19 protein-coding genes, 2 tRNA genes and 1 pseudogene are annotated in these 17113 nt (G+C 68.7%); 13 read left to right on the top strand and 9 right to left on the bottom strand.

Features of this window, described 5'->3' with window-relative positions:
* Positions 1-217: 217 nt before the first annotated feature.
* A pseudogene (locus CG740_RS40925) lies at positions 218-331 on the bottom strand (MerR family DNA-binding transcriptional regulator); the annotation flags it as partial.
* 103 nt (positions 332-434) lie between these two features.
* Here CG740_RS40925 and CG740_RS14840 point away from each other — a divergent pair.
* Both CG740_RS14840 and CG740_RS14845 read left to right on the top strand, forming a co-directional pair.
* Positions 435-824 (top strand): ATP-binding protein, encoded by a 390-nt coding sequence (locus CG740_RS14840; RefSeq protein WP_100575594.1) that lies wholly within the window; start codon positions 435-437, stop codon positions 822-824.
* Between the two features lie 91 nt (positions 825-915).
* Positions 916-1824, top strand: a complete 909-nt coding sequence (locus CG740_RS14845) for an RNA polymerase sigma factor SigF (RefSeq protein WP_100575595.1) — start codon at positions 916-918, stop codon at positions 1822-1824.
* 303 nt (positions 1825-2127) lie between these two features.
* On the opposite strand, the gene CG740_RS14850 is transcribed toward CG740_RS14845, so the two are convergent.
* On the bottom strand, positions 2128-2301 hold the full coding sequence (locus tag CG740_RS14850) for a CsbD family protein (protein ID WP_100575596.1): 174 nt from the start codon (positions 2299-2301) through the stop codon (positions 2128-2130).
* 235 nt (positions 2302-2536) lie between these two features.
* Between CG740_RS14850 and CG740_RS14855 the strand changes: the two genes are divergently transcribed.
* Together CG740_RS14855 and CG740_RS14860 are read left to right on the top strand one after the other, a co-directional pair.
* A complete protein-coding gene (locus CG740_RS14855; protein ID WP_100575597.1) occupies positions 2537-2698 on the top strand; it encodes a hydrophobic protein in 162 nt (53 codons plus the stop codon).
* Positions 2699-3071: 373 nt separating this feature from the next.
* Positions 3072-4232 (top strand): FUSC family protein, encoded by a 1161-nt coding sequence (locus tag CG740_RS14860; RefSeq protein WP_234376261.1) that lies wholly within the window; start codon positions 3072-3074, stop codon positions 4230-4232.
* Positions 4233-4319: 87 nt separating this feature from the next.
* On the opposite strand, the gene CG740_RS14865 is transcribed toward CG740_RS14860, so the two are convergent.
* Positions 4320-4392 (bottom strand) — tRNA-Ala (locus CG740_RS14865).
* Between the two features lie 152 nt (positions 4393-4544).
* Here CG740_RS14865 and CG740_RS14870 point away from each other — a divergent pair.
* Together CG740_RS14870 and CG740_RS14875 are read left to right on the top strand one after the other, a co-directional pair.
* Positions 4545-5093 carry a helix-turn-helix domain-containing protein gene (locus tag CG740_RS14870; protein WP_100575598.1) on the top strand — a complete coding sequence of 183 codons (549 nt, stop codon included), beginning with the start codon at positions 4545-4547 and terminating at the stop codon, positions 5091-5093.
* 31 nt (positions 5094-5124) lie between these two features.
* On the top strand, positions 5125-6600 hold the full coding sequence (locus CG740_RS14875; RefSeq protein ID WP_100575599.1) for a serine/threonine-protein kinase: 1476 nt from the start codon (positions 5125-5127) through the stop codon (positions 6598-6600).
* An 89-nt stretch (positions 6601-6689) separates the two neighbouring features.
* Here CG740_RS14875 and CG740_RS14880 read toward each other — a convergent pair whose 3' ends face one another.
* Complete coding sequence (locus tag CG740_RS14880; protein ID WP_159030301.1) at positions 6690-8003, bottom strand: hypothetical protein; 1314 nt, start codon at positions 8001-8003, stop codon at positions 6690-6692.
* 137 nt (positions 8004-8140) lie between these two features.
* The gene (locus CG740_RS40930; RefSeq protein ID WP_003958712.1) at positions 8141-8275 is read right to left on the bottom strand and encodes a DLW-39 family protein; all 135 of its coding nucleotides are present in this window, start codon (positions 8273-8275) and stop codon (positions 8141-8143) included.
* A gap of 222 nt (positions 8276-8497) precedes the next feature.
* Here CG740_RS40930 and CG740_RS14890 point away from each other — a divergent pair, with 222 nt between their 5' ends.
* Entirely contained in the window at positions 8498-8899 is a 402-nt protein-coding gene (locus CG740_RS14890; protein WP_100575602.1) for a DUF6344 domain-containing protein, read from the top strand.
* A 773-nt stretch (positions 8900-9672) separates the two neighbouring features.
* A complete protein-coding gene (locus CG740_RS14895) occupies positions 9673-10350 on the top strand; it encodes a hypothetical protein (protein ID WP_159030302.1) in 678 nt (225 codons plus the stop codon).
* A 566-nt stretch (positions 10351-10916) separates the two neighbouring features.
* Here the strand turns inward: CG740_RS14895 and CG740_RS14900 are convergent.
* Positions 10917-11615, bottom strand: a complete 699-nt coding sequence (locus CG740_RS14900; RefSeq protein WP_100575604.1) for an HAD family hydrolase — start codon at positions 11613-11615, stop codon at positions 10917-10919.
* Positions 11605-12471: a GntR family transcriptional regulator gene (locus tag CG740_RS14905; protein WP_100575605.1), complete on the bottom strand. Its 867-nt coding sequence runs from the start codon at positions 12469-12471 to the stop codon at positions 11605-11607. Before CG740_RS14905 ends, CG740_RS14900 begins: the two co-directional genes overlap by 11 nt.
* 184 nt (positions 12472-12655) lie before the next feature.
* On the opposite strand from CG740_RS14905, the gene CG740_RS14910 reads away from it, so the two are divergent.
* The 5 genes from CG740_RS14910 (at position 12656) to CG740_RS14930 (ending at position 16297) form a co-directional block, all read left to right on the top strand.
* Entirely contained in the window at positions 12656-12895 is a 240-nt protein-coding gene (locus CG740_RS14910) for a hypothetical protein (RefSeq protein ID WP_159030303.1), read from the top strand.
* Between the two features lie 429 nt (positions 12896-13324).
* Complete coding sequence (locus CG740_RS14915; protein ID WP_100575607.1) at positions 13325-13537, top strand: hypothetical protein; 213 nt, start codon at positions 13325-13327, stop codon at positions 13535-13537.
* Between the two features lie 26 nt (positions 13538-13563).
* The gene (gene repSA, locus CG740_RS14920; RefSeq protein ID WP_324901107.1) at positions 13564-14961 is read left to right on the top strand and encodes a replication initiator protein RepSA; all 1398 of its coding nucleotides are present in this window, start codon (positions 13564-13566) and stop codon (positions 14959-14961) included.
* Positions 14958-15143 carry a helix-turn-helix domain-containing protein gene (locus tag CG740_RS14925; RefSeq protein WP_100575608.1) on the top strand — a complete coding sequence of 62 codons (186 nt, stop codon included), beginning with the start codon at positions 14958-14960 and terminating at the stop codon, positions 15141-15143. Before repSA ends, CG740_RS14925 begins: the two co-directional genes overlap by 4 nt.
* Positions 15143-16297 carry a tyrosine-type recombinase/integrase gene (locus CG740_RS14930; RefSeq protein WP_100575609.1) on the top strand — a complete coding sequence of 385 codons (1155 nt, stop codon included), beginning with the start codon at positions 15143-15145 and terminating at the stop codon, positions 16295-16297. The genes CG740_RS14925 and CG740_RS14930 overlap by 1 nt, the downstream gene beginning before the upstream one ends.
* Before the next feature lie 55 nt (positions 16298-16352).
* On the opposite strand, the gene CG740_RS14935 is transcribed toward CG740_RS14930, so the two are convergent.
* Both CG740_RS14935 and CG740_RS14940 read right to left on the bottom strand, forming a co-directional pair.
* Positions 16353-16429 (bottom strand) — tRNA-Ile (locus tag CG740_RS14935).
* A gap of 97 nt (positions 16430-16526) precedes the next feature.
* Entirely contained in the window at positions 16527-17078 is a 552-nt protein-coding gene (locus CG740_RS14940) for a DUF3566 domain-containing protein (RefSeq protein ID WP_234376262.1), read from the bottom strand.
* Positions 17079-17113: the final 35 nt, after the last annotated feature.

Here is a 17113-nt window from a genome sequence, read left to right on the forward strand (position 1 = left end):
GGGCGTCGGCACCGGATGCGCGACCGGGCCCGGACGCGGCGAGTCCTGCCGCCCCGTCCGGGTCCGCGGGCCGCCCGTCACGGCATGGGCCAACGGCGTTGCAGGGAAGGCCAGTTGGGCCATCCTCCAGCGAGAAGCGCGCAGCCTCTGGAGGAGTCCGTACGGCTGGGTGAGGCACGACGCGGGGGCAGGCCGCTCGCCGAGGCTTCGCGGAAGCTCAGGCGTCCGCGTTGCGACGTGGCTCGTTTTGAGCGCGGTATTCGGCGTTGAGGCGCTGGGCTTCTTCGAGCTGGTCTTCCAGGACGACGATGCGGCAGGCGGCCTCGATGGGGTGCCGGCTACGACCGCCCCCAGGGTTAAGGGATCTGGACGGGGGCATAGGCCCTGCCTAGCAGGATCCGGGCAGGACGATCCAGGGACCAGGTGGTGCACCGATGGAAACGATGAGCCTCAACGCCGAAACCGTCAGCTCCCCGGCATCCGTCGCCGACGCCCGCGACACCGCCCGGGACTTCGTGGCGGGGCTCGCACGTCCGGTGGCGGCCGATGCGGCCGACACGGTGGTCCTGGTCGTGTCGGAGCTCGTCACCAACGCCCTGCGGCACGGAGGCGGCACCTGCGCCCTGGACCTGACCGAACACCCGGGCAGCATCGAGGTCGCCGTCCACGACCTCAGCACGCACGCTCCGCAGATGCGCACCCCCGACCTGCACGGGGACACCGGGGGGTTCGGCTGGCCCATGGTCAACCGCCTCGCCCACGCCACCTATGTCACCCACAGCAGCGCGGGCGGCAAGACCGTCAGCGCCTTCCTGCCCCGCTAGCACGCACGCTCCGGGCCGCATCGCGCATGCTCCGGGCCGCATGGGGTATCCGGGTCGCCGATCGACATCCATGAGGTCAGGGAGGGTTCGCATGTCAGCGGTGGCGGAACCGGAGCAGCTGGAACGGGTGGCAACCACCCCATCGGAGTCCGGCGCTGCGGCGGCGGGTGAGCTGCCGTGGGTGGAGGACGCGGGCAAGGTCGCCCCCAAGGACGCCCGGGCCCTGTCGAAGGTGTTCTTCGACCAGCTCCAGGTACTGGAGGAGGGCACGCCCGAGCACCAGTACGCGCGGAACACGCTGATCGAGATGAACCTGTCCCTGGTCCGTTTCGCGGCGAGCCGGTTCCGCAACAGCGGCAGCGGCGAGATGGAGGACATGATCCAGGTCGGCACGATCGGCCTGATCAAGGCCATAGACCGCTTCGACCTGTCCCGCGAGGTCGAGTTCACCTCCTTCGCGATCCCCTACATCGTCGGCGAGATCAAGCGCTTCTTCCGCGACACCACCTGGGCCGTGCACGTCCCGCGCCGCCTCCAGGAACTGCGCACCGAGATCGCCAAGGCGAAGGAACACCTCGCCCTCCAGCTCGACCGCGACCCCACCGTGAAGGAACTGGCCGCGCATCTGAAGCTGGACGAGGACGACGTCATCGACGGGATCGTCGCCTCCAACGGCTACACCGCCGGCTCCCTGGACATGTCCGCCGACATGGAGGACGCGGGCCAGTCGGCCGGCACCAAGACACGGAGCGTGGCCGACTTCATGGGCGAGGAGGACCCGGGCTTGGAGAAGGTCGAGGACCTCCACGCCCTGGCACCCCTGATGGAACAGCTCGACGAACGCGAGCGCCGCATCGTGAGCATGCGCTTCGGACACGAGATGACCCAGGCCCAGATCGGCGCCGAACTCGGCATCTCCCAGATGCAGGTCTCCCGGCTCCTCGCCAGGATCATCACCAAGCTCCGCACCGGCATGCTCGACGAACTCACCACCGCCTAGCGGGCCGCGACGCCGGTCCGGCTGCGTAGGCACAGCCACTGGATCGGCTTCGACACCGCACAAGGGGCCTCGACCACGTCTGTGGCCGAGGCCCCTTCGCATGACCGCGGGCCGCTGCCCCAGCTCCCTCGCTTCGCCTCGATCCGGCTCGCCCCGCCTCAACCCGGCTGGGTCCGGCCCCATCCGGGCGCCACGGCGGCACGGCGGCACGGCGGCACGTTCGGGGCGCCGCATGCCTGTGGCCGGGGTCGTACCACCTGGTACGACCCCGGCCACGGGGTGCGATCTGTGGAGCGGTGCCGGTCAGTCCTTGAGGACGTCCTTCACCTTCTCCTTGGCTTCGCGGGCGTCGCCCTTGGCCTGCTCGGCGTGGCCTTCGGCCTCCAGGCGCTCGTTGCCGACCGCGCTGCCGGCCTTCTCCTTGACCTTGCCCTTGGCCTGCTCGACCTTGGACTGCGCCTTCTCGTCGCCTGCCACGGCACTCAACTCCTCTTGCCACGATAGGGGTATTCGCTCAAGGAGTCGGCTGTCCCGGATACGTCTCCGTAAACAGGAAAAATGCGCGAGCACATATCCCGCCCAGGAGTTGCCCCGGGTGTTGCGCAGCGAAAAGGCATAGCAGATTGCCCGGTTAAGAATCTTATAAACAGACGCATCGGGACCGTGTAGCCCTGCTGCGGCGGGGCATCTGATGGCTCGGAGGTTGATAACTATGGTTCCCCTGCTTCTCGTTCTTCTGCTGGCTCTGATCCTCTTCGGTGCGGGTTTCGCGCTGAAGGCCCTGTGGTGGATCGCGATCATCGTGCTCGTCGTCTGGCTGGTCGGCTTCGTCGCCCGTCCCAAGGGAGGAAGCGGCCGCTGGTACCGCTGGTAGGCGCCGATCGCGCCGACTCGACGCAAAAGGGGCTCCCCGCCCAGGCAAGGGCGGGGAGCCCCTTTTGCGTGTGCCCGAGCGGGTAGGGAGAAATTCCATAAAGCGTGGGTCATGCACAGATTTCTGGGTACCAGGAGCGAACGGCCGTGGCGTCGGCCTCCGCGCATCGGAACCACGCCTCCAGGAAACCGCCGCCACGGCCTCCAGCACCCTTCGCCGTGTGCGCACTCCGTGCCGCGGACGCGCTCGGCACAAGGTCGGGAAAGCTCCGGTGCGACGTCATCCCGGGGCATCCTTCAGAACATCCCCGAGAACACCCCTCGGAGCGAAATACGAGTCACGAGTACCGGGATGAGGAAGGTGCGCAGGAACAGTGAAGTGGTGGCACAGGCTGCGGCATGAGGCCGGCGCCGTCAAAGGCTCCCTGCGACGCGCCCTCGCGGGCCCGGGGCCCGAACGCGACATGGGCGTTCAGGCGCTCAAGGCCGCAGGTGCGGCGCTCATCGCCTGGCTGCTGGCCGGCTGGTGGTGGCAGGCCCCGATGGCGCTGATGGCGCCGTGGACGGCGGTCGCCCTGGTGCAGAGCACGGTGTACCGCTCGGTGCGCGCCGGTGTGCAGCAGCTGGCGCTCATCGCGTCCGGCACCCTCATCGCCGCGGCGGCCGTATCGCTCACGCACAGCACCACGGCCGCGATCGCGATCGCCCTGCCGCTCACCACCCTGCTGGGGAACTACACCCGCTTCGGCGACCAGGGCCTCTACGCCTCCAGCACCGCCCTGTTCGTCCTCACCTACGGCACCTACAGCGCCACCGACATCGGACACCGGCTCCTGGAGAGCCTGCTCGGAGCGGTGGTCGGGATCGCCGTGAACGCCCTGGTCCTGCCGCCGGTGCATCTGCGCGGAGTCCACGACGTACTGCCCGGACCGCCGCGGCAGGCCGCCCGGCTGGCCCGGCTGATGGCCGACGACCTGGAGGCGGGCCACGGCTCCGACCACGCGCAGAACTGGAAGGCGCAGTCCGACCGCCTCACCCAGGCACTCGCCGATCTGCGCACCGCCCGCGGCTGGACCCAGGAGAGCCTGCGGCTCAACCCCGGCCACCGCCTGCGCCGCCCACCGAACGTGATTCCCGCGCCGAGCTGGGACATGGACTGGGAGCGGGTCTCGCACCATCTGACCGCGCTGGCCGGACTGCTCGCCGAAGGCACCCGCGACGAGCCGGCCCTCGCCCCTCCACCCACCGACGTGCCCGCCCGCACAGCCCAACTGCTGCGCGCGACCGCCGACGTGTGCGAGGGGCACGCGCGGACCCTCACCGAGCCGTGGCACGAGCCGGACGACAGCATCGCGGAGGCCATGCAACGGGCCCGCGACGCGCTGGACCAGCTGAAGCTCTTCCTTCTCGCCCAGGACGACCGCGAGACCGAGGCCGTCGTCGGCGCCCTGGTCGCCCGTACCCAGCAACTCATCCACGACCTGAATCGCCTGGCCCGGCCCGGCACGAGCACGGGCACCCCCGTCGGGCAGTGACCCGCCACGGGCGGCTCCGGGAGACCGACAGGAGGGACAAAAAGACCCCCCTGCCCGCATTCATGCAGGTCAGGAGGGTCATCGATGTGGAGCCTAGGAGATTCGAACTCCTGACATCTGCCTTGCAAAGGCAGCGCTCTACCAACTGAGCTAAGGCCCCGGATGAGGTGTTGCGGGAACAGAGTACCGGGTGGAGCGGGGGATCTCGCAAAAGGATTGGGACTCCCGGTGAACGACCACTCTCCGTAAGATGCTCGTCGAGGTTCGCACCCGTGAAGCGGCCTCACTGGGGAAGCGATGGGGAGACGCGCAATGGACGCAGCACAGCAGGAAGCGACCGCCAGAGCCAGAGAGCTTCAGCGGAGCTGGTACGGGGAGCCGCTGGGGGCGCTCTTTCGCCGGCTGATAGACGACCTCGGGCTCAACCAGGCCCGGCTCGCCGCCGTTCTCGGGCTCTCGGCGCCCATGCTGTCGCAGCTGATGAGCGGACAGCGCGCCAAGATCGGCAACCCGGCCGTGGTGCAGCGCGTCCAGGCCCTGCAGGATCTGGCCGGACAGGTCGCCGACGGCAGTGTGAGCGCCGTGGAGGCCACCGACCGCATGGAAGAGATCAAGAAGTCGCAAGGAGGCTCGGTGCTCACCAACACCGGCCAGACGACGTCCAGTTCGGGCGCCCCGACCGTGCGTCGCGTGGTGCGCGAGATCCAGTCCCTGCTGCGTTCCGTGGCGGCCGCGGGTGACATCATCGACGCCGCCGACACCCTCGCCCCCGCCCACCCCGAACTGGCAGAGTTCCTCCGGGTGTACGGCGCCGGGCGGACGGCGGAAGCGGTTTCGCACTACGAGGCGCATCAGAGCTGACAACGGACCGATCGATCCTGGGGGGCGTCGGGTGGGCGAGGTCTTCGCCGGTCGGTACGAGCTGGTCGACCCGGTCGGCCGGGGCGGGGCCGGAGCCGTCTGGCGCGCCTGGGACCGGCGCAGGCGCCGTTACGTCGCCGCGAAGGTGCTCCAGCAGAGCGACGCCCACACCCTGCTGCGGTTCGTCCGCGAGCAGGCCGTCAGGATCGACCACCCGCATGTCCTGGCGCCCGCCAGCTGGGCCGCCGACGACGACAAGGTCCTGTTCACCATGGACCTGGTCAGCGGCGGCTCGCTGGCCCATCTCATCGGCGACTACGGGCCGTTGCCGCCCCGGTTCGTCTGCACCCTGCTCGACCAGCTGCTCGCCGGACTCGCCGCGGTCCACGCCGAAGGCGTCGTCCACCGGGACATCAAACCGGCCAACATCCTGATGGAGGCCACCGGAAGCGGGCGGCCCCATCTGCGCCTCTCCGACTTCGGCATCTCCCTGCGCAAGGACGAGCCGCGCCTCACCGAGACCAACTACGTGGTGGGGACGCCCGGTTACTTCGCCCCCGAGCAGATGATGGGCGCCGAACCCGACTTCCCGGCCGACCTGTTCGCCGTCGGCCTGGTCGCGCTGTACCTCCTGGAGGGCAGCAAGCCGGATGCGCGGGCCCTCGTCGAGTACTTCGCCGCCCACGGCACCCCGAGCGCGCCGCAGGGCATCCCCGAACCCCTGTGGCAGGTCCTCGCGGGGCTTCTCCAGCCCAACCCGCAGAACCGGTTCCGTACCGCCACGGGGGTGCGCAAGGCGCTGGCCTCCGCGGTGGAGCTCCTTCCCGAGCAGGATCCGGACGACGAGCCGGTCGAGGTCTTCGACCAGATCGGCCCGCTGCCCCCCGGCTTCGCCGAACACGGCCCCGAGCGGCCGGCTCCGGGGCCCGCCCATGGCCCGCAGGCGTCGGCGTCCAGCCCCGAGGCTTCGGGAGAGTGGGCGTCGGGAGAGTGGGAGGCGGGCCGGCGGGGATCGGGCCCATGGCCGTCGGGCCGGCGGTCACCGGGCCAGGCACCCCAGGGCCAGGCACCCACCGGCTTTGGTCCCGCCACCGATGCAGCTACGGAGACCGGCCCGGGCAGCGGCACCTTCCCCCCTGTCCCGCATCCCCCGGTCCCGCAGCAGGCGCCCACCCCGCCCACTCAGGCCCCGGCCGCCCCCGCGTATCTGCCACCGCCGTACGAGCAGACACCTCCCACCCCCGCCACCGCCCCGTACACCGCGCCGTACCCCAATGCGGCCGCGTCGCCCCAAGTTCCCTTCCAGGGAGCCTCGTTCGGGCCATCCGCGCCGCCTACGCAACCGGCGCCATCGGTTCCGCCCCTGCCGTCCGTACCGTCCACGCCGTCGGCGCCCTCCGTACCGGCGGCACCCCGGCCGGGGCCGCCCGCGAAGGTCGCGGTGCCGGTGCTCCTGGTCGCGCTGGTGTGCTTCGCCGTCGGCATCTGGGCGCTGACCCGGACCTGAACCAACCCGGACCCGGCCGCCCCGACCCCGACCTGAACCCCCGACCTGAACCGGCAGGCACCCGACGGGCCAAGGGCCCGGCGGCTCGGCTACCAGGCGTTGGGCGGACCGAAACCCGGAACGCGCCGCCCGGCGGCGGCCGCCCGCCTGCGGGCCACCAGCCTCCAGGTTCCGAGCCCCGCCACCAGCACCGTTCCCGAACCGATGCCCAGGGCGGCGACGAGCTTCATCGTGCCCGCGCGGGCGGAGGAGCCGCCCGCGGCGGATCCGTCCGCACCGAAGTCGGGCGCCGGACCCGCGTACGCCGGCCCGGACTGCGCCGCCCCCCGGACCGTCAGACGCAACGTCAGGTCGTAGGGGCCGTCCCCGAAGGTCCGCCCGACGTCGGGGCTGAGCGACACGGCCAGGTAGTAGGAGCCTTTGACCCGCATCGCCGAGGTGTCGTCCGCGGGCGCGTACCGGTTCTCGTAGGCGACCGGTGCGAGCGGTTCGAGCGCGGCCTGTTTCTGCCGCCCGTCGTACGGTGCCGAAGCCTCCGTGGCCCGGGCGAGGACGGGGTTGTAGAGCTGGACGGAGAGCGCCGTGCCCACGTAGCCGTCCTTGGCCGAGGCGAGGCTCCCCAGACCTCCGGCGGCGAAGAGCTGCTGACCCCAGTCGAGCGGCACCTGGAAGAAGAGGGTCTCGCCGGGCCGGATGGAATCCCGCCACTGGCCTTGGGACAGCGTGGCCGCGTCGTGGAAGCCGGTGCCGCCGTGGACCTGGCGCGGGGCGTCGGAGGGCGGCGCGGGCGACGCGGAGGGCCAGCCGGAGGGCGCGGTGTTCGGCCCGCCCCCGCTGCGGGTGGGCTCGGTCGTGTAGCGCAGGTCGAGCCCCCAGTCGGCGGGCGTGGAGGTCGGGTCGCTCTCGCGCTCGACCACCATGTAGTAGGTGCCCGGTTCCTGACAGGTCGACAGACTTCTGCGCACGGAACGGTAGGCGGAGGCGGCGATGGGGTGCGGGTACTGCGCCGAGCCGATCGAACGACGCTGGGAGTCGCAGTCGTCACCGTTCGCGTTCTGGAGCGACACCTTGATGGAGTCGCCGTAGGCGAGCTTCGCGCCGACCGGCCCCGGCAGGGCCACCGCCGACGCGTAGGTGTCCTTCTCGCCGTCCAGAATCAGCTGGAAATAGAGCTTGCCACCGGGCTTGATGACCGACCTATAGGCGGTGTCGGCCAGCAACACGGGCCCCTCGGTGTTCCGGGCACCCCCCTTGACGTCCCGTACCCCATCGGGAAACCGGTACGAAGGGGACGGCCCCGCCGCGTGCGCGAGGCCCGGCGCCGCCAGGAGTGCGCCCAGCGCGGCGACCGCCGCCCCGATCCTTCGTGCCGTCGCCCCGGCCCTGCCCTGCCTCGTCCTCACTTCGCCCCGCCCCACCTTTGCCCTCGCAAGTCAGCTATTCGCTCACGTGAACTCGCCGGCGCCCGGGGCCGCCCCCGGGACAGCACGAAGCCCCGGCCACCTCAGTGGCCGGGGCTTCGCAACCGGGTCTTTCGGTCTCACACACCCGAACCTGCGGGCACGGAGTCGGTCGCCTCCGTCCACAGATCCTGCTCGGCGCGATCCGCCTGGATCTGGCGGTACACGAGGAGCCCGCCGATGGCGGCCAGTGCGACCAGGAGGAGCTTCTTCACCGCGCGACCTCGTCTTTCCTTGACGTAAGGGACCTCTGCCGCCCGACTATACACACCGATCGATATCAATCGGTGATGCTCCATCCGTGTGTAGTTCATCGGAAGATCCGCCGATACGGTGCGTCGCTCCTCGCTTCGTCCGCACCCCCCGCACATCATCGGATACAACGCAATTCGGGCAACCCAACAGCACGTACTGCTTACGGAAGAAGCGAGGAAGTCATGGCTACGAGCAAGATCACGACCTGGTGGACCGCACTCATCGGCGCGCTGGTCGCCCTCCTCGCCTCGCTCGGCCTGGCCGGCCAGGCCACGGCCGCCGCCCCCACGGCTTCCGTACCGCAGCACGACACGACGTACAACCGCAGCGAACCGGCCACCTCCCTTGCGCCGAGCGTGCAATGGGCTCTTCCCGCCGCGTCCGCCCTGCCCCCCACGATGAAGCAGCGCATCCGCGCCGAGGCCCACGGCTCTTCCCCCTCCTCCCGCCACCGCGCCGACGTACGGGACGCGGCCGACGACCCGGCGCAGGGCGCCGACGCCGCTGCCGGGGATTCGACCCAGGGCGACGCCGGAGCCGCCGAGGACCCGACGCAGGACCCGGCCGAGGCCCCTTCCCCCTGACCCACCCCCGCTCTGCCCGAGCTGCGAGCCCGGCAACTCCCCCGAGTTGCCGGGCTCTTCGGCGTCCCGGCACCGGTCCGGTGCCCCAGGACCCGTCCCGAGGCCGGCCCCGGTACTCCCCGCGTCACCCTGGCGAAAGCCCGTGAGCCCTGTTGAGGCATCGGCCCCGCGTACGCCCTGAGCCGGATCGACCGCCCGAATCAACCCCGTACGCCCGGGCGGCATCCGACCGCACGAATCAACCCCGTACGCCATGAGCCCGCGCCCCCGTGGAGGACCAAGCCTCCACGACAGACACTCGGCGGCCCGGCCGCCGGCCCGCCGTCGCCCGCCCGCAACCATCCGCACACCCCGAGCCCGCGCACCCCGGAAACGCCGAAGACCCCCGGGCTCTCGCCTCGGGGGTCTTCGTCACTGTGGGGCTAACAGGATTTGAACCTGTGGCCTCATCCTTATCAGGTCGATCGCGGGCCCGCTGGGATCCGCAATGACCCTAGCTTGGACCCGGCGCACTGACCGCTGAGGGTCGCTCTCGTCCGGCTCTGTCCGCCGCTGTTGGTGTCAGCTGTTGGTGTCAGACATCAGTCGGGGACTTGACAGGCAAATGTAGTCGCTTCGCGGGAAGGACCGACCTGCTACGAGCGACGTGCACGAGTACGGGTCTGCGACTTCCAGAGGATGCCAGATCGCTTCCGTTGGCTGAGTGATCTCTTTCGAACGCCTCTGATCGACATCTATGCTCTGGAGGAATCGGCGTACGGGGAGGCCAGCGGGTGCACCGCAAGCAACTGGCGACAGGTGTGCGGATGTCGGCGATGTTGATCGCAGTGGGGCTGTCGATGGTTGGCTGTGGCGGCAGTGACACGGCACCGATCAGCAAGGTGACCAGCTCGCACGCGGCGACTCCCGATTTGGCAACGCCTCTCAACTTTGCCCAGATCAAGCAAGTTGTCGAACTGCAGAGCATGCCCATCGGCTGGAAGCCCGGCGCGCAGCCCCTCTCCGGCCGTGACGTGCCCAAGGACGCACCATGCCGCAAACCCTCGGGGGTCTGCGCGGGGGAGACGAGCACTGTGGTTGTGCAGTACAACAACGCGGACAACACGGGCAACGTCTACTTGGAGGTCCACGCTTACGAGGACAGGGAGGCCGCTCGCGCGGGGTACCAGAGCCGAAGCGCCTCGAGCAACGACAAGAGTGACCGTCAGATCTCTATGCCCACGGTCGGCAATGCCAGCGTGGCGCGTACTGGGGTCAACGTAGCGACCGGAGATCCGTTCACTGCCATTGTGATGCGGGTCGGTACCGTGGCCGCTCTGGTGGTTTACACCCACGAGGGCAAGGTCGATCCGCCCATGCTTTTGTCCCTGGCGCGCCTGGAGGCAGAGCGGATCCAGCAGGTCCAGAGGGGCGGGAAGCCCACCGCTACACTCTCGAATCAGGAAGGCTGAAGTCCTCCCGTAGTCACCCGGTGCCTGGAAGCGCGAGCACGGATACTTGCGTCCTCGCCTGCGCTGGTAAGCATCGGGCTCCCGCACCGTCGTACCACCTTCACCCACCACCCTCCCCAGCTCCCATCCCGTACGCCGTCGACCCACACACCGTGGAGCGGGCGTGGTTCATGGCGTCCAGGTGGAGCGCGCCACTGTACGAACGACCTGGACGCCATGGGCCGCGTCTGCTCGGCTCTGCCTGGGTCGATGGCGTACGGGATGGGAGCACCCCGCGCACGCCACTACGGACCCGCGGACAGGAACGGCGCCCTCTCCCCCCGGTGCCGGCCGATCCCCCGCCGGAGGCATCGTCTTGACCGTGGGCCGCGCTCTGCGGTGATCGCCTCATGGCCTCCGGCCCCATCCACATATGGGCGCGCGTCGGTGCAGCGTGCGCGGAGCGGGCCGAAGGCAGGAGCGCAGCGCGCAGCGGAGCCGGGAGCGCGCCCGGCGGAGCGGAGCGCAGCCGGGGCTTGATGAGGTAGAGAAACCTGTAACGGATCAGGCTCCAGAGAGAAGGAGTGCTAGTAGCTCTGGTCGGCGAGCAGCGCGTCTGAGATGGAGCGCATGTCGTCCGTGATCGCGTTTGCCCTCAGTTCAGCGAAGGCTTCAGCTTTGTGGAGCTTGTTGGCGTAGCCGATGACAGTGGCGCCAGCAGCATGGGCAGCCTGGATGTCAGTGACGGAATCACCGATGAGCGTGCAGGCTGTCACGTCAACGTGCAACAGCTCGGCCGCCTGGATCAAAGGGTGCGGGTTCGGCTTCATCAAGTGTGGCTGCTCGGTCGGTCGCCCCACGATGTCCATCACGTAATCACTCAGCTCGTGCAATGCCAGGAACTCCCGCACACACTCGGCAGAGTTGTTACTCACCACCGCGACGGGCTTCCCTACCTCACGCGTCGCTGCAAGCATGTCGACCGACCCGGAAGTTGGCTTGCCAGCCAGAGCCACCGCTCGTACCTCGGCAGCCGTAAGCGCTCGTTCGACTTCCTGCCCGAGGGCCGAGTCCGCCTCATGCACGATGCGCAGCACCTCGATCGGATCGTCCGTGGCGGCTGCCTTGGCTCCGAGCCCTTCGTCCCTGGTACCTACGAGCTGAGCCAGCTCTCTTGCCACCTTCGAGGCAGGCAACCCCGCGAACACGTCGCAGACAGGGCCATCGAAATCCAAGAGGACAGCTCGGGCCTCGGCCAAGGTCTCAGCCAGCGCATCAGTGCGCATCGAGATCGAAGTCCCTTCCGATGGTGTCCCAGACGCTGTCGAACCACATTCGAGCCTGCTGTACCTGCTGGGCTCCACCGGAGGACTCTCCGTCATTGATGGAGTGATGGAAGAGCGTCGTGTCTTTGCCGACCAGGTCGTAGATCTCGATCGTCTCGCCCTGAGCGACAACCTTGTTCGCCTTGATCGGGTAGTACCCGAAGAAGGCATCCTCGTTGTTGATGATGTAGAGCTTGAAGAACTGCGTGCCGCTGTGGACGCGTACGTCGACCCTCGTCTCGGTCACCAATCCGAGGTGACCAAGCTCAGCGATGGCGTCCCGAATGCTCCGCGTGTAGCCGACCATGATGTCGTGCATCCGGTCGCGCAGCCGCTTGTCATCCGCGCCATCCTTCAGTCGGACCGGTGCAGCCTGCGGTACGGCCATGTCCGGAACGAGTATCCGCATGGTGATGCTCGATGGAGTCAGCCTGCCGACACGGATCTTGTCGAGCGGTTCTTGCAGGGCACCGTGCAGCGTCTCGCTGGAGAACCCGGCGAAGTCAATGGTGACGGCACTCTTCGAGAAGGCCTGCTCAACGTACGGGCGCAGTCCCGCCGGCCGTTCGGTCCGGTTGCGTACGTAGACCCCGCTGCCCTTGCGGGACACGACGAGGCCTTCATCTTCAAGGTCCCGTAGCGCGCGTTGGATGGTCGCCCGCGCGAAGCCGTACAGCTCGGTCAGTTCCTTATGCGAGGGGATTTTCTCCCCAGGCCCGAGCCTCCTTGTCCGAATTGCCGCGCCCAAGTTGCTCGCTACCTGCTCGAAGGGCGGGCGCTCGTCGTCTGGGTCCAAGGGCTCGGGAACGAAGGTCATGGCTTGAGGATATTCGATGGAACGAGCGGATAGCTAGCCAAGTCGGTCAGGCTATTGACATGGCTAGCCAGGTTCCTTACTTTAGAGATGTGACCAACCAGGCTAGCCAAGTTGGTCATCTGTCCCGGGACGGCGTTCCTACCGCCAAGCAGACGCGCCGCCCCTCTACCTCAAGGGAGATCGCATGTTCGGCAGGTCGAAGAGTTCTGGTGAGTCGGGTGGACCGGCCCGCGCTGTGAAGAACGACGAGAAGACCACGTCGTCTGACGTGCGGAGTTGGACGCCTCGGCGTGACTGGCACAGCCCGAGCGGGAAGTACGAGACGCGTTGTGATGCGGACGGCTACAGCCTCAAGGGCCTGCCCCGCAGGAAGGACGCGGAAGCGTTCGCCGAGATCCACAACGCCGAGCGGCACGGCCACTGACCTGATCTCAGTCCAGCCGGGGGCGGCGTTCCTACCGCCAAGCAGACACGCCGCCCCCTCTACCCCTTGAAGGGGAGCCTCCATCATGCCTGCCTCTGCCGTACCCGTGTCGGTCGTCGGCTTACCTTCCGCCAAGCGGGAGCGGATTGTGGTCCGCTCGTCGCGCGGTTGTCCGTCGTGTGGCGAATGGACCTGCGCCGACCCGGATGACTGCCTGCACCTGCTGATGTCCCTCCCGTGGGGTGACTGCGACTTCTGCGCTGGCTCCGGATGGGGCGGAGAGGACACTCCGTCGATCTTCTGCGAGTGGTGCGCCGGTTCAGGCCTGCAAGAGTTCACACTCGGCGACACCCCGCCGCTCTGCACTCGTGCCGCTGAGCGGCTGGCAGCACACATCGACCGCCTGCGGGCCCTGACGGCGGTGGCCGCGTGAGCTACTTCGAGGACCCCCTGCACGCGGCCGAAGCCGCCGACGAAGACCGCACCCGTGCGATCGCCACGTACCTGGACCGGCACGATGTCCGGCCGCACACCGAGTTCTTCACCGTGGTGGATGACGCGATCTACGCGGAGGACTGGGCCAAGCTTCGCGGCCAGTACCCGCCCCTCGGACACGACTACCCGAGGGAGGACGACGCGTAACGGTCTTCCCCGTCGCCCCTGAGGCCGTGGCCGGTGTCGCGGCCTCGATGGGCACCGACCCGATCACCCTCGCCGATCTCCTGCGCGTCGCGAACTCGCCGGGCTTCGACCGCTGGCAGGAACAAGTCCGGCGTACCGGCGGCTGCTCGCACCCGATTCGTCTCCAGGGCCAGACCGTAACCCGAGACCGCGCCAGCGGGGACGTCCTGTACTCGTACTCCACTGCGGACGAGCCCGGCGGCACGCTCCGGGTCGCGTGCGGTAACCGCCGTGCCTCGCGCTGCCCCTCCTGCGCCTGGACCTACGCGGGGGATGTCTATCACCTGATCCGGGCCGGGATCACCGGCGACTCCCGCATGGGTATCCCCGGCGAGATCCGGCACCACCCCGGCGTGTTCGCGACCCTGACCGCGCCTTCGTTCGGTCCGGTCCACAACCAGCCCGACACCGGCCGCTGCCGCTGCGGTGCCCAACACCCCGATGATGATCCGGCGTTGGGTACGGCCCTTCACCCGGAGCGGTACGACTACGCGGGGGCGGTGCTGTGGAACAACCACGCCGGGGACCTGTGGCGCCGCTTCACCATCTACCTGCGCCGTGAAGTCGCCGCCCGCGCGGGCCTGACCCAGACCGCCCTCAAAGAGGCCTGCAGGGTCTCCTTCGGCAAGGTCGCAGAGTTTCAGAAACGCGGCGCCGTGCACTTCCACGCCGTGGTCCGCCTCGACGGACCCGACGGGCCCGACTCCCCGCCCCCGGCCTGGGCGACCATCGCGCTCCTGGACGCTGCCATCAAAGCCGCTGCCGCTCGGGTCGCCGTGCCGGTCGAAGCTAAAGGCGACTTCGCCGCCCGGGTTCTGCGCTGGGGCTCGCAAGTCGATGTCCAGGCGATCGGCGGGTTGGCCGGCGTCGAGCTGACGGATCAGGCCGTGGCGTCATACGTCGCGAAGTACGCCACGAAAGCCGCTGAGGCCACCGAGACGGTGGACCGGCGGATCGGGGAGCTCTGCGAACTCGACAAGCTGCGGCTGCCCGCCCATACCCGCCGGTTGATCGAAGCCTGCTGGCTCCTCGATGACGCCTACCCGGAGCGGATGCTGGCGCGCTGGGCTCACATGCTCGGCTTCCGGGGCCACTTCATGACCAAATCCCGCGCCTACTCCTCGACCCTGACCGAACGGCGCCAAGTCCGCGCGGACTACCGGGCCCGACAGGAACGCCGCGAACGTGGACTCCCCGAAGACCTCGACGACGCGGACTGGTCCACGCTCACCCTCGCCCACTGGACCTACGCCGGACAAGGCCACACCCCCGGCGAATCCTGGCTCGCCGCCACCATCGCCCGCGACATCAAGACCAACCGCGACACCGCACGCGAAGCACTCGCAGACCTGCCCGACATCGACGACATGGAGGTGTGGGCATGAGTGACGACTTCCTGACCGTGCCCGACGTGATGGGCAAGCTCAAGGTCGGCCGGACGGCTGTCTATAACTTGATCCGCACGAAGCGGCTTCCGTCGATCAAGGTCGGTAGCAGCCGCCGCATCCCGCTGGACGGCTACCGGGCCTACGTCGCTTCGCGGCTTGAGTTCGAGGAGGCGGCCTGATGGCGAAGCGTCGCCCCAATGGCGGAGGCACCATCACCAAGCGTGCGGACGGCAGGTACCAGGGGGCCGCGTACGTCACGAACACGGAAGGTCATCGGGTCCGGAAGTACGTGTACGGCAAGACGTACGACGAGACCGCCGAGAAGCTGGGCAATCTCCAGGACCAAGAGCGCAACGGCGTTCCCGTGCCCTCGCGCGCCTGGACACTCGGGGAGTGGCTGAGCTACTGGCTTGAGCACATCGTCCGGGAGAACCTGGAGTTCAACACGTACGCCAAGTACGAGTCGAAGGTTCGGCTGTACGTGGTGCCGCACCTGGGCAAGAAGCCGTTGCCCAAGCTCACCGCTGCTCAGGTCCGCTCGCTCATGGCAGTTCTGAAGAGTGATCAGGTTCCTGCTGCCACCCGGTTCGAAGTGCTGCGGGTTCTGCGGAACGCTCTCAACCGGGCGATCAAGGAAGAGATCCTGACGCGCAACGTCGCCCGCTTGGTCGACATGCCGAAGGTCAGCAAGGGCGATGCCAAGCCCTGGAACGCTCGGGAGGCGGTGACCTTCCTGCACTCGGTGCGGGCTCACCGGCTGTACGCGGCCTGCGTCCTGGTGCTCGTCCTCGGACTGCGGCGAAGTGAGGTCCTGGGGCTGCGCTGGCAGGACATCGACTTCGAGGGCCGCCAGTTCACGCCGGTCAAGCAGGTGCAGCGGGAGCGTGGACAGCTCGTTCTGAAGGATCTCAAGACCGAGTCGTCTCAGGCGGTACTGCCCCTGCCTGAGCTGTGCGCGCGTGCCCTCGAAGAGCGCCGGTACCTGCAAGGGCTGGAACGAAAGATCGCGGGAGAGCACTGGGAGCAGGGACCTGGTGCTGATCTCATCTTCTCGGAACGGCACGGCGGCCCGATCGAGCCGCGCGGCTTCTCCCGCTCCTTTGCCGCCCTCATCAAGCGGGCCGGCGTCCGCACCATCACGGTCCGGCTGGCTCGGCACACCTGCGGCACGCTGCTGGCGTTCCTGAAGGTGCATCCCAAGGTCGCCCAGACGATCCTCCGGCACAGCCAGATCAGCATGACCATGGACGTGTACACCCATGTGGTCGGCAGTGATCAGCGCGAGGCTACGGATCTGCTGGCCGAGCTGCTGGAAGATCCACTCATCGGCTGATGTCAGCCGGAGATGTCAAAGACCCCCAACCATGATCGGTTGGGGGTCTTTGTACTGGTGGGGCTAACAGGATTTGAACCTGTGGCCTCATCCTTATCAGGGATGCGCTCTAACCAACTGAGCTATAGCCCCGCCGCGTCTTGCGGGATGTCCCGCGCGCCGACCTCTGAAGATTAGCGCACGGGACGGCCAGTCCCAAAATCGATAGCCGGACGGCTGTGAACTGCGGCTACTCGTCCTCGGCCAGCGTGAGCTCAACACCGCCCACGAAGCCCGCCGAGAGGTTGTAGATGAACGCCCCCAGCGTCGCCAGCGCCGTGGCCAGCACCACGTCGATCACCGCGATGATCGACGTGAAGAGCAGCACCCGCGGCAGCGACAGGAACGACTGGAGGTCGAAGCCATTGGACTCGTTCGAGCCGGTGGCCTCGCTGATCGTGCCGCCGACCGTGGAGAACACGCCCATCGCGTCCATGACCATCCACAGCACCGCCGCCGCGACGACCGTGCAGAGGCCGAGCGCGATGGACAGCAGGAAGCTGACCTTCATCACCGACCACGGGTCGGCCTTGGCCACCCGCAGCCGCGCCTTGCGCGTACGGGGCGTCGTGCGTGCCCCGGTGCGCGGCCGGCGCACGCCCTCGGCGCCGCGCTGCGGCGCCGGGTAGGCCTGCGGCGGGTGGTAGGGCTGCTGACCGCCGTGCGCCGGCTTCTCGCGCTCGCCGGGCAGAGCCCCGCTCTCATACTCCGCGCGGCCCTGTGGGCCCCGGGTTTCCGTCACCGTTACCCCCTGGGAGTCCGCGGCAGGGCCACGGG

The organism is Streptomyces sp. CB01201 (genome assembly GCF_002803085.1).
Lineage (GTDB): Bacteria > Actinomycetota > Actinomycetes > Streptomycetales > Streptomycetaceae > Streptomyces > Streptomyces hundungensis.

Excerpts from the sequence above, each read along its gene's own strand:
- CG740_RS14930 (WP_100575609.1), top strand. The coding sequence starts at position 15,143 with ATGGCGAAGCGTCGCCCCAATGGCGGAGGCACCATCACCAAGCGTGCG.
- CG740_RS14890 (WP_100575602.1), top strand. The coding sequence starts at position 8,498 with ATGGCTACGAGCAAGATCACGACCTGGTGGACCGCACTCATCGGCGCG.
- CG740_RS14905 (WP_100575605.1), bottom strand. The coding sequence starts at position 12,471 with ATGACCTTCGTTCCCGAGCCCTTGGACCCAGACGACGAGCGCCCGCCC.
- CG740_RS14900 (WP_100575604.1), bottom strand. The coding sequence starts at position 11,615 with ATGCGCACTGATGCGCTGGCTGAGACCTTGGCCGAGGCCCGAGCTGTC.
- CG740_RS14855 (WP_100575597.1), top strand. The coding sequence starts at position 2,537 with ATGGTTCCCCTGCTTCTCGTTCTTCTGCTGGCTCTGATCCTCTTCGGT.
- CG740_RS14910 (WP_159030303.1), top strand. The coding sequence starts at position 12,656 with ATGTTCGGCAGGTCGAAGAGTTCTGGTGAGTCGGGTGGACCGGCCCGC.
- CG740_RS14845 (WP_100575595.1), top strand. The coding sequence starts at position 916 with ATGTCAGCGGTGGCGGAACCGGAGCAGCTGGAACGGGTGGCAACCACC.
- CG740_RS14925 (WP_100575608.1), top strand. The coding sequence starts at position 14,958 with ATGAGTGACGACTTCCTGACCGTGCCCGACGTGATGGGCAAGCTCAAG.
- CG740_RS14870 (WP_100575598.1), top strand. The coding sequence starts at position 4,545 with ATGGACGCAGCACAGCAGGAAGCGACCGCCAGAGCCAGAGAGCTTCAG.
- CG740_RS14840 (WP_100575594.1), top strand. The coding sequence starts at position 435 with ATGGAAACGATGAGCCTCAACGCCGAAACCGTCAGCTCCCCGGCATCC.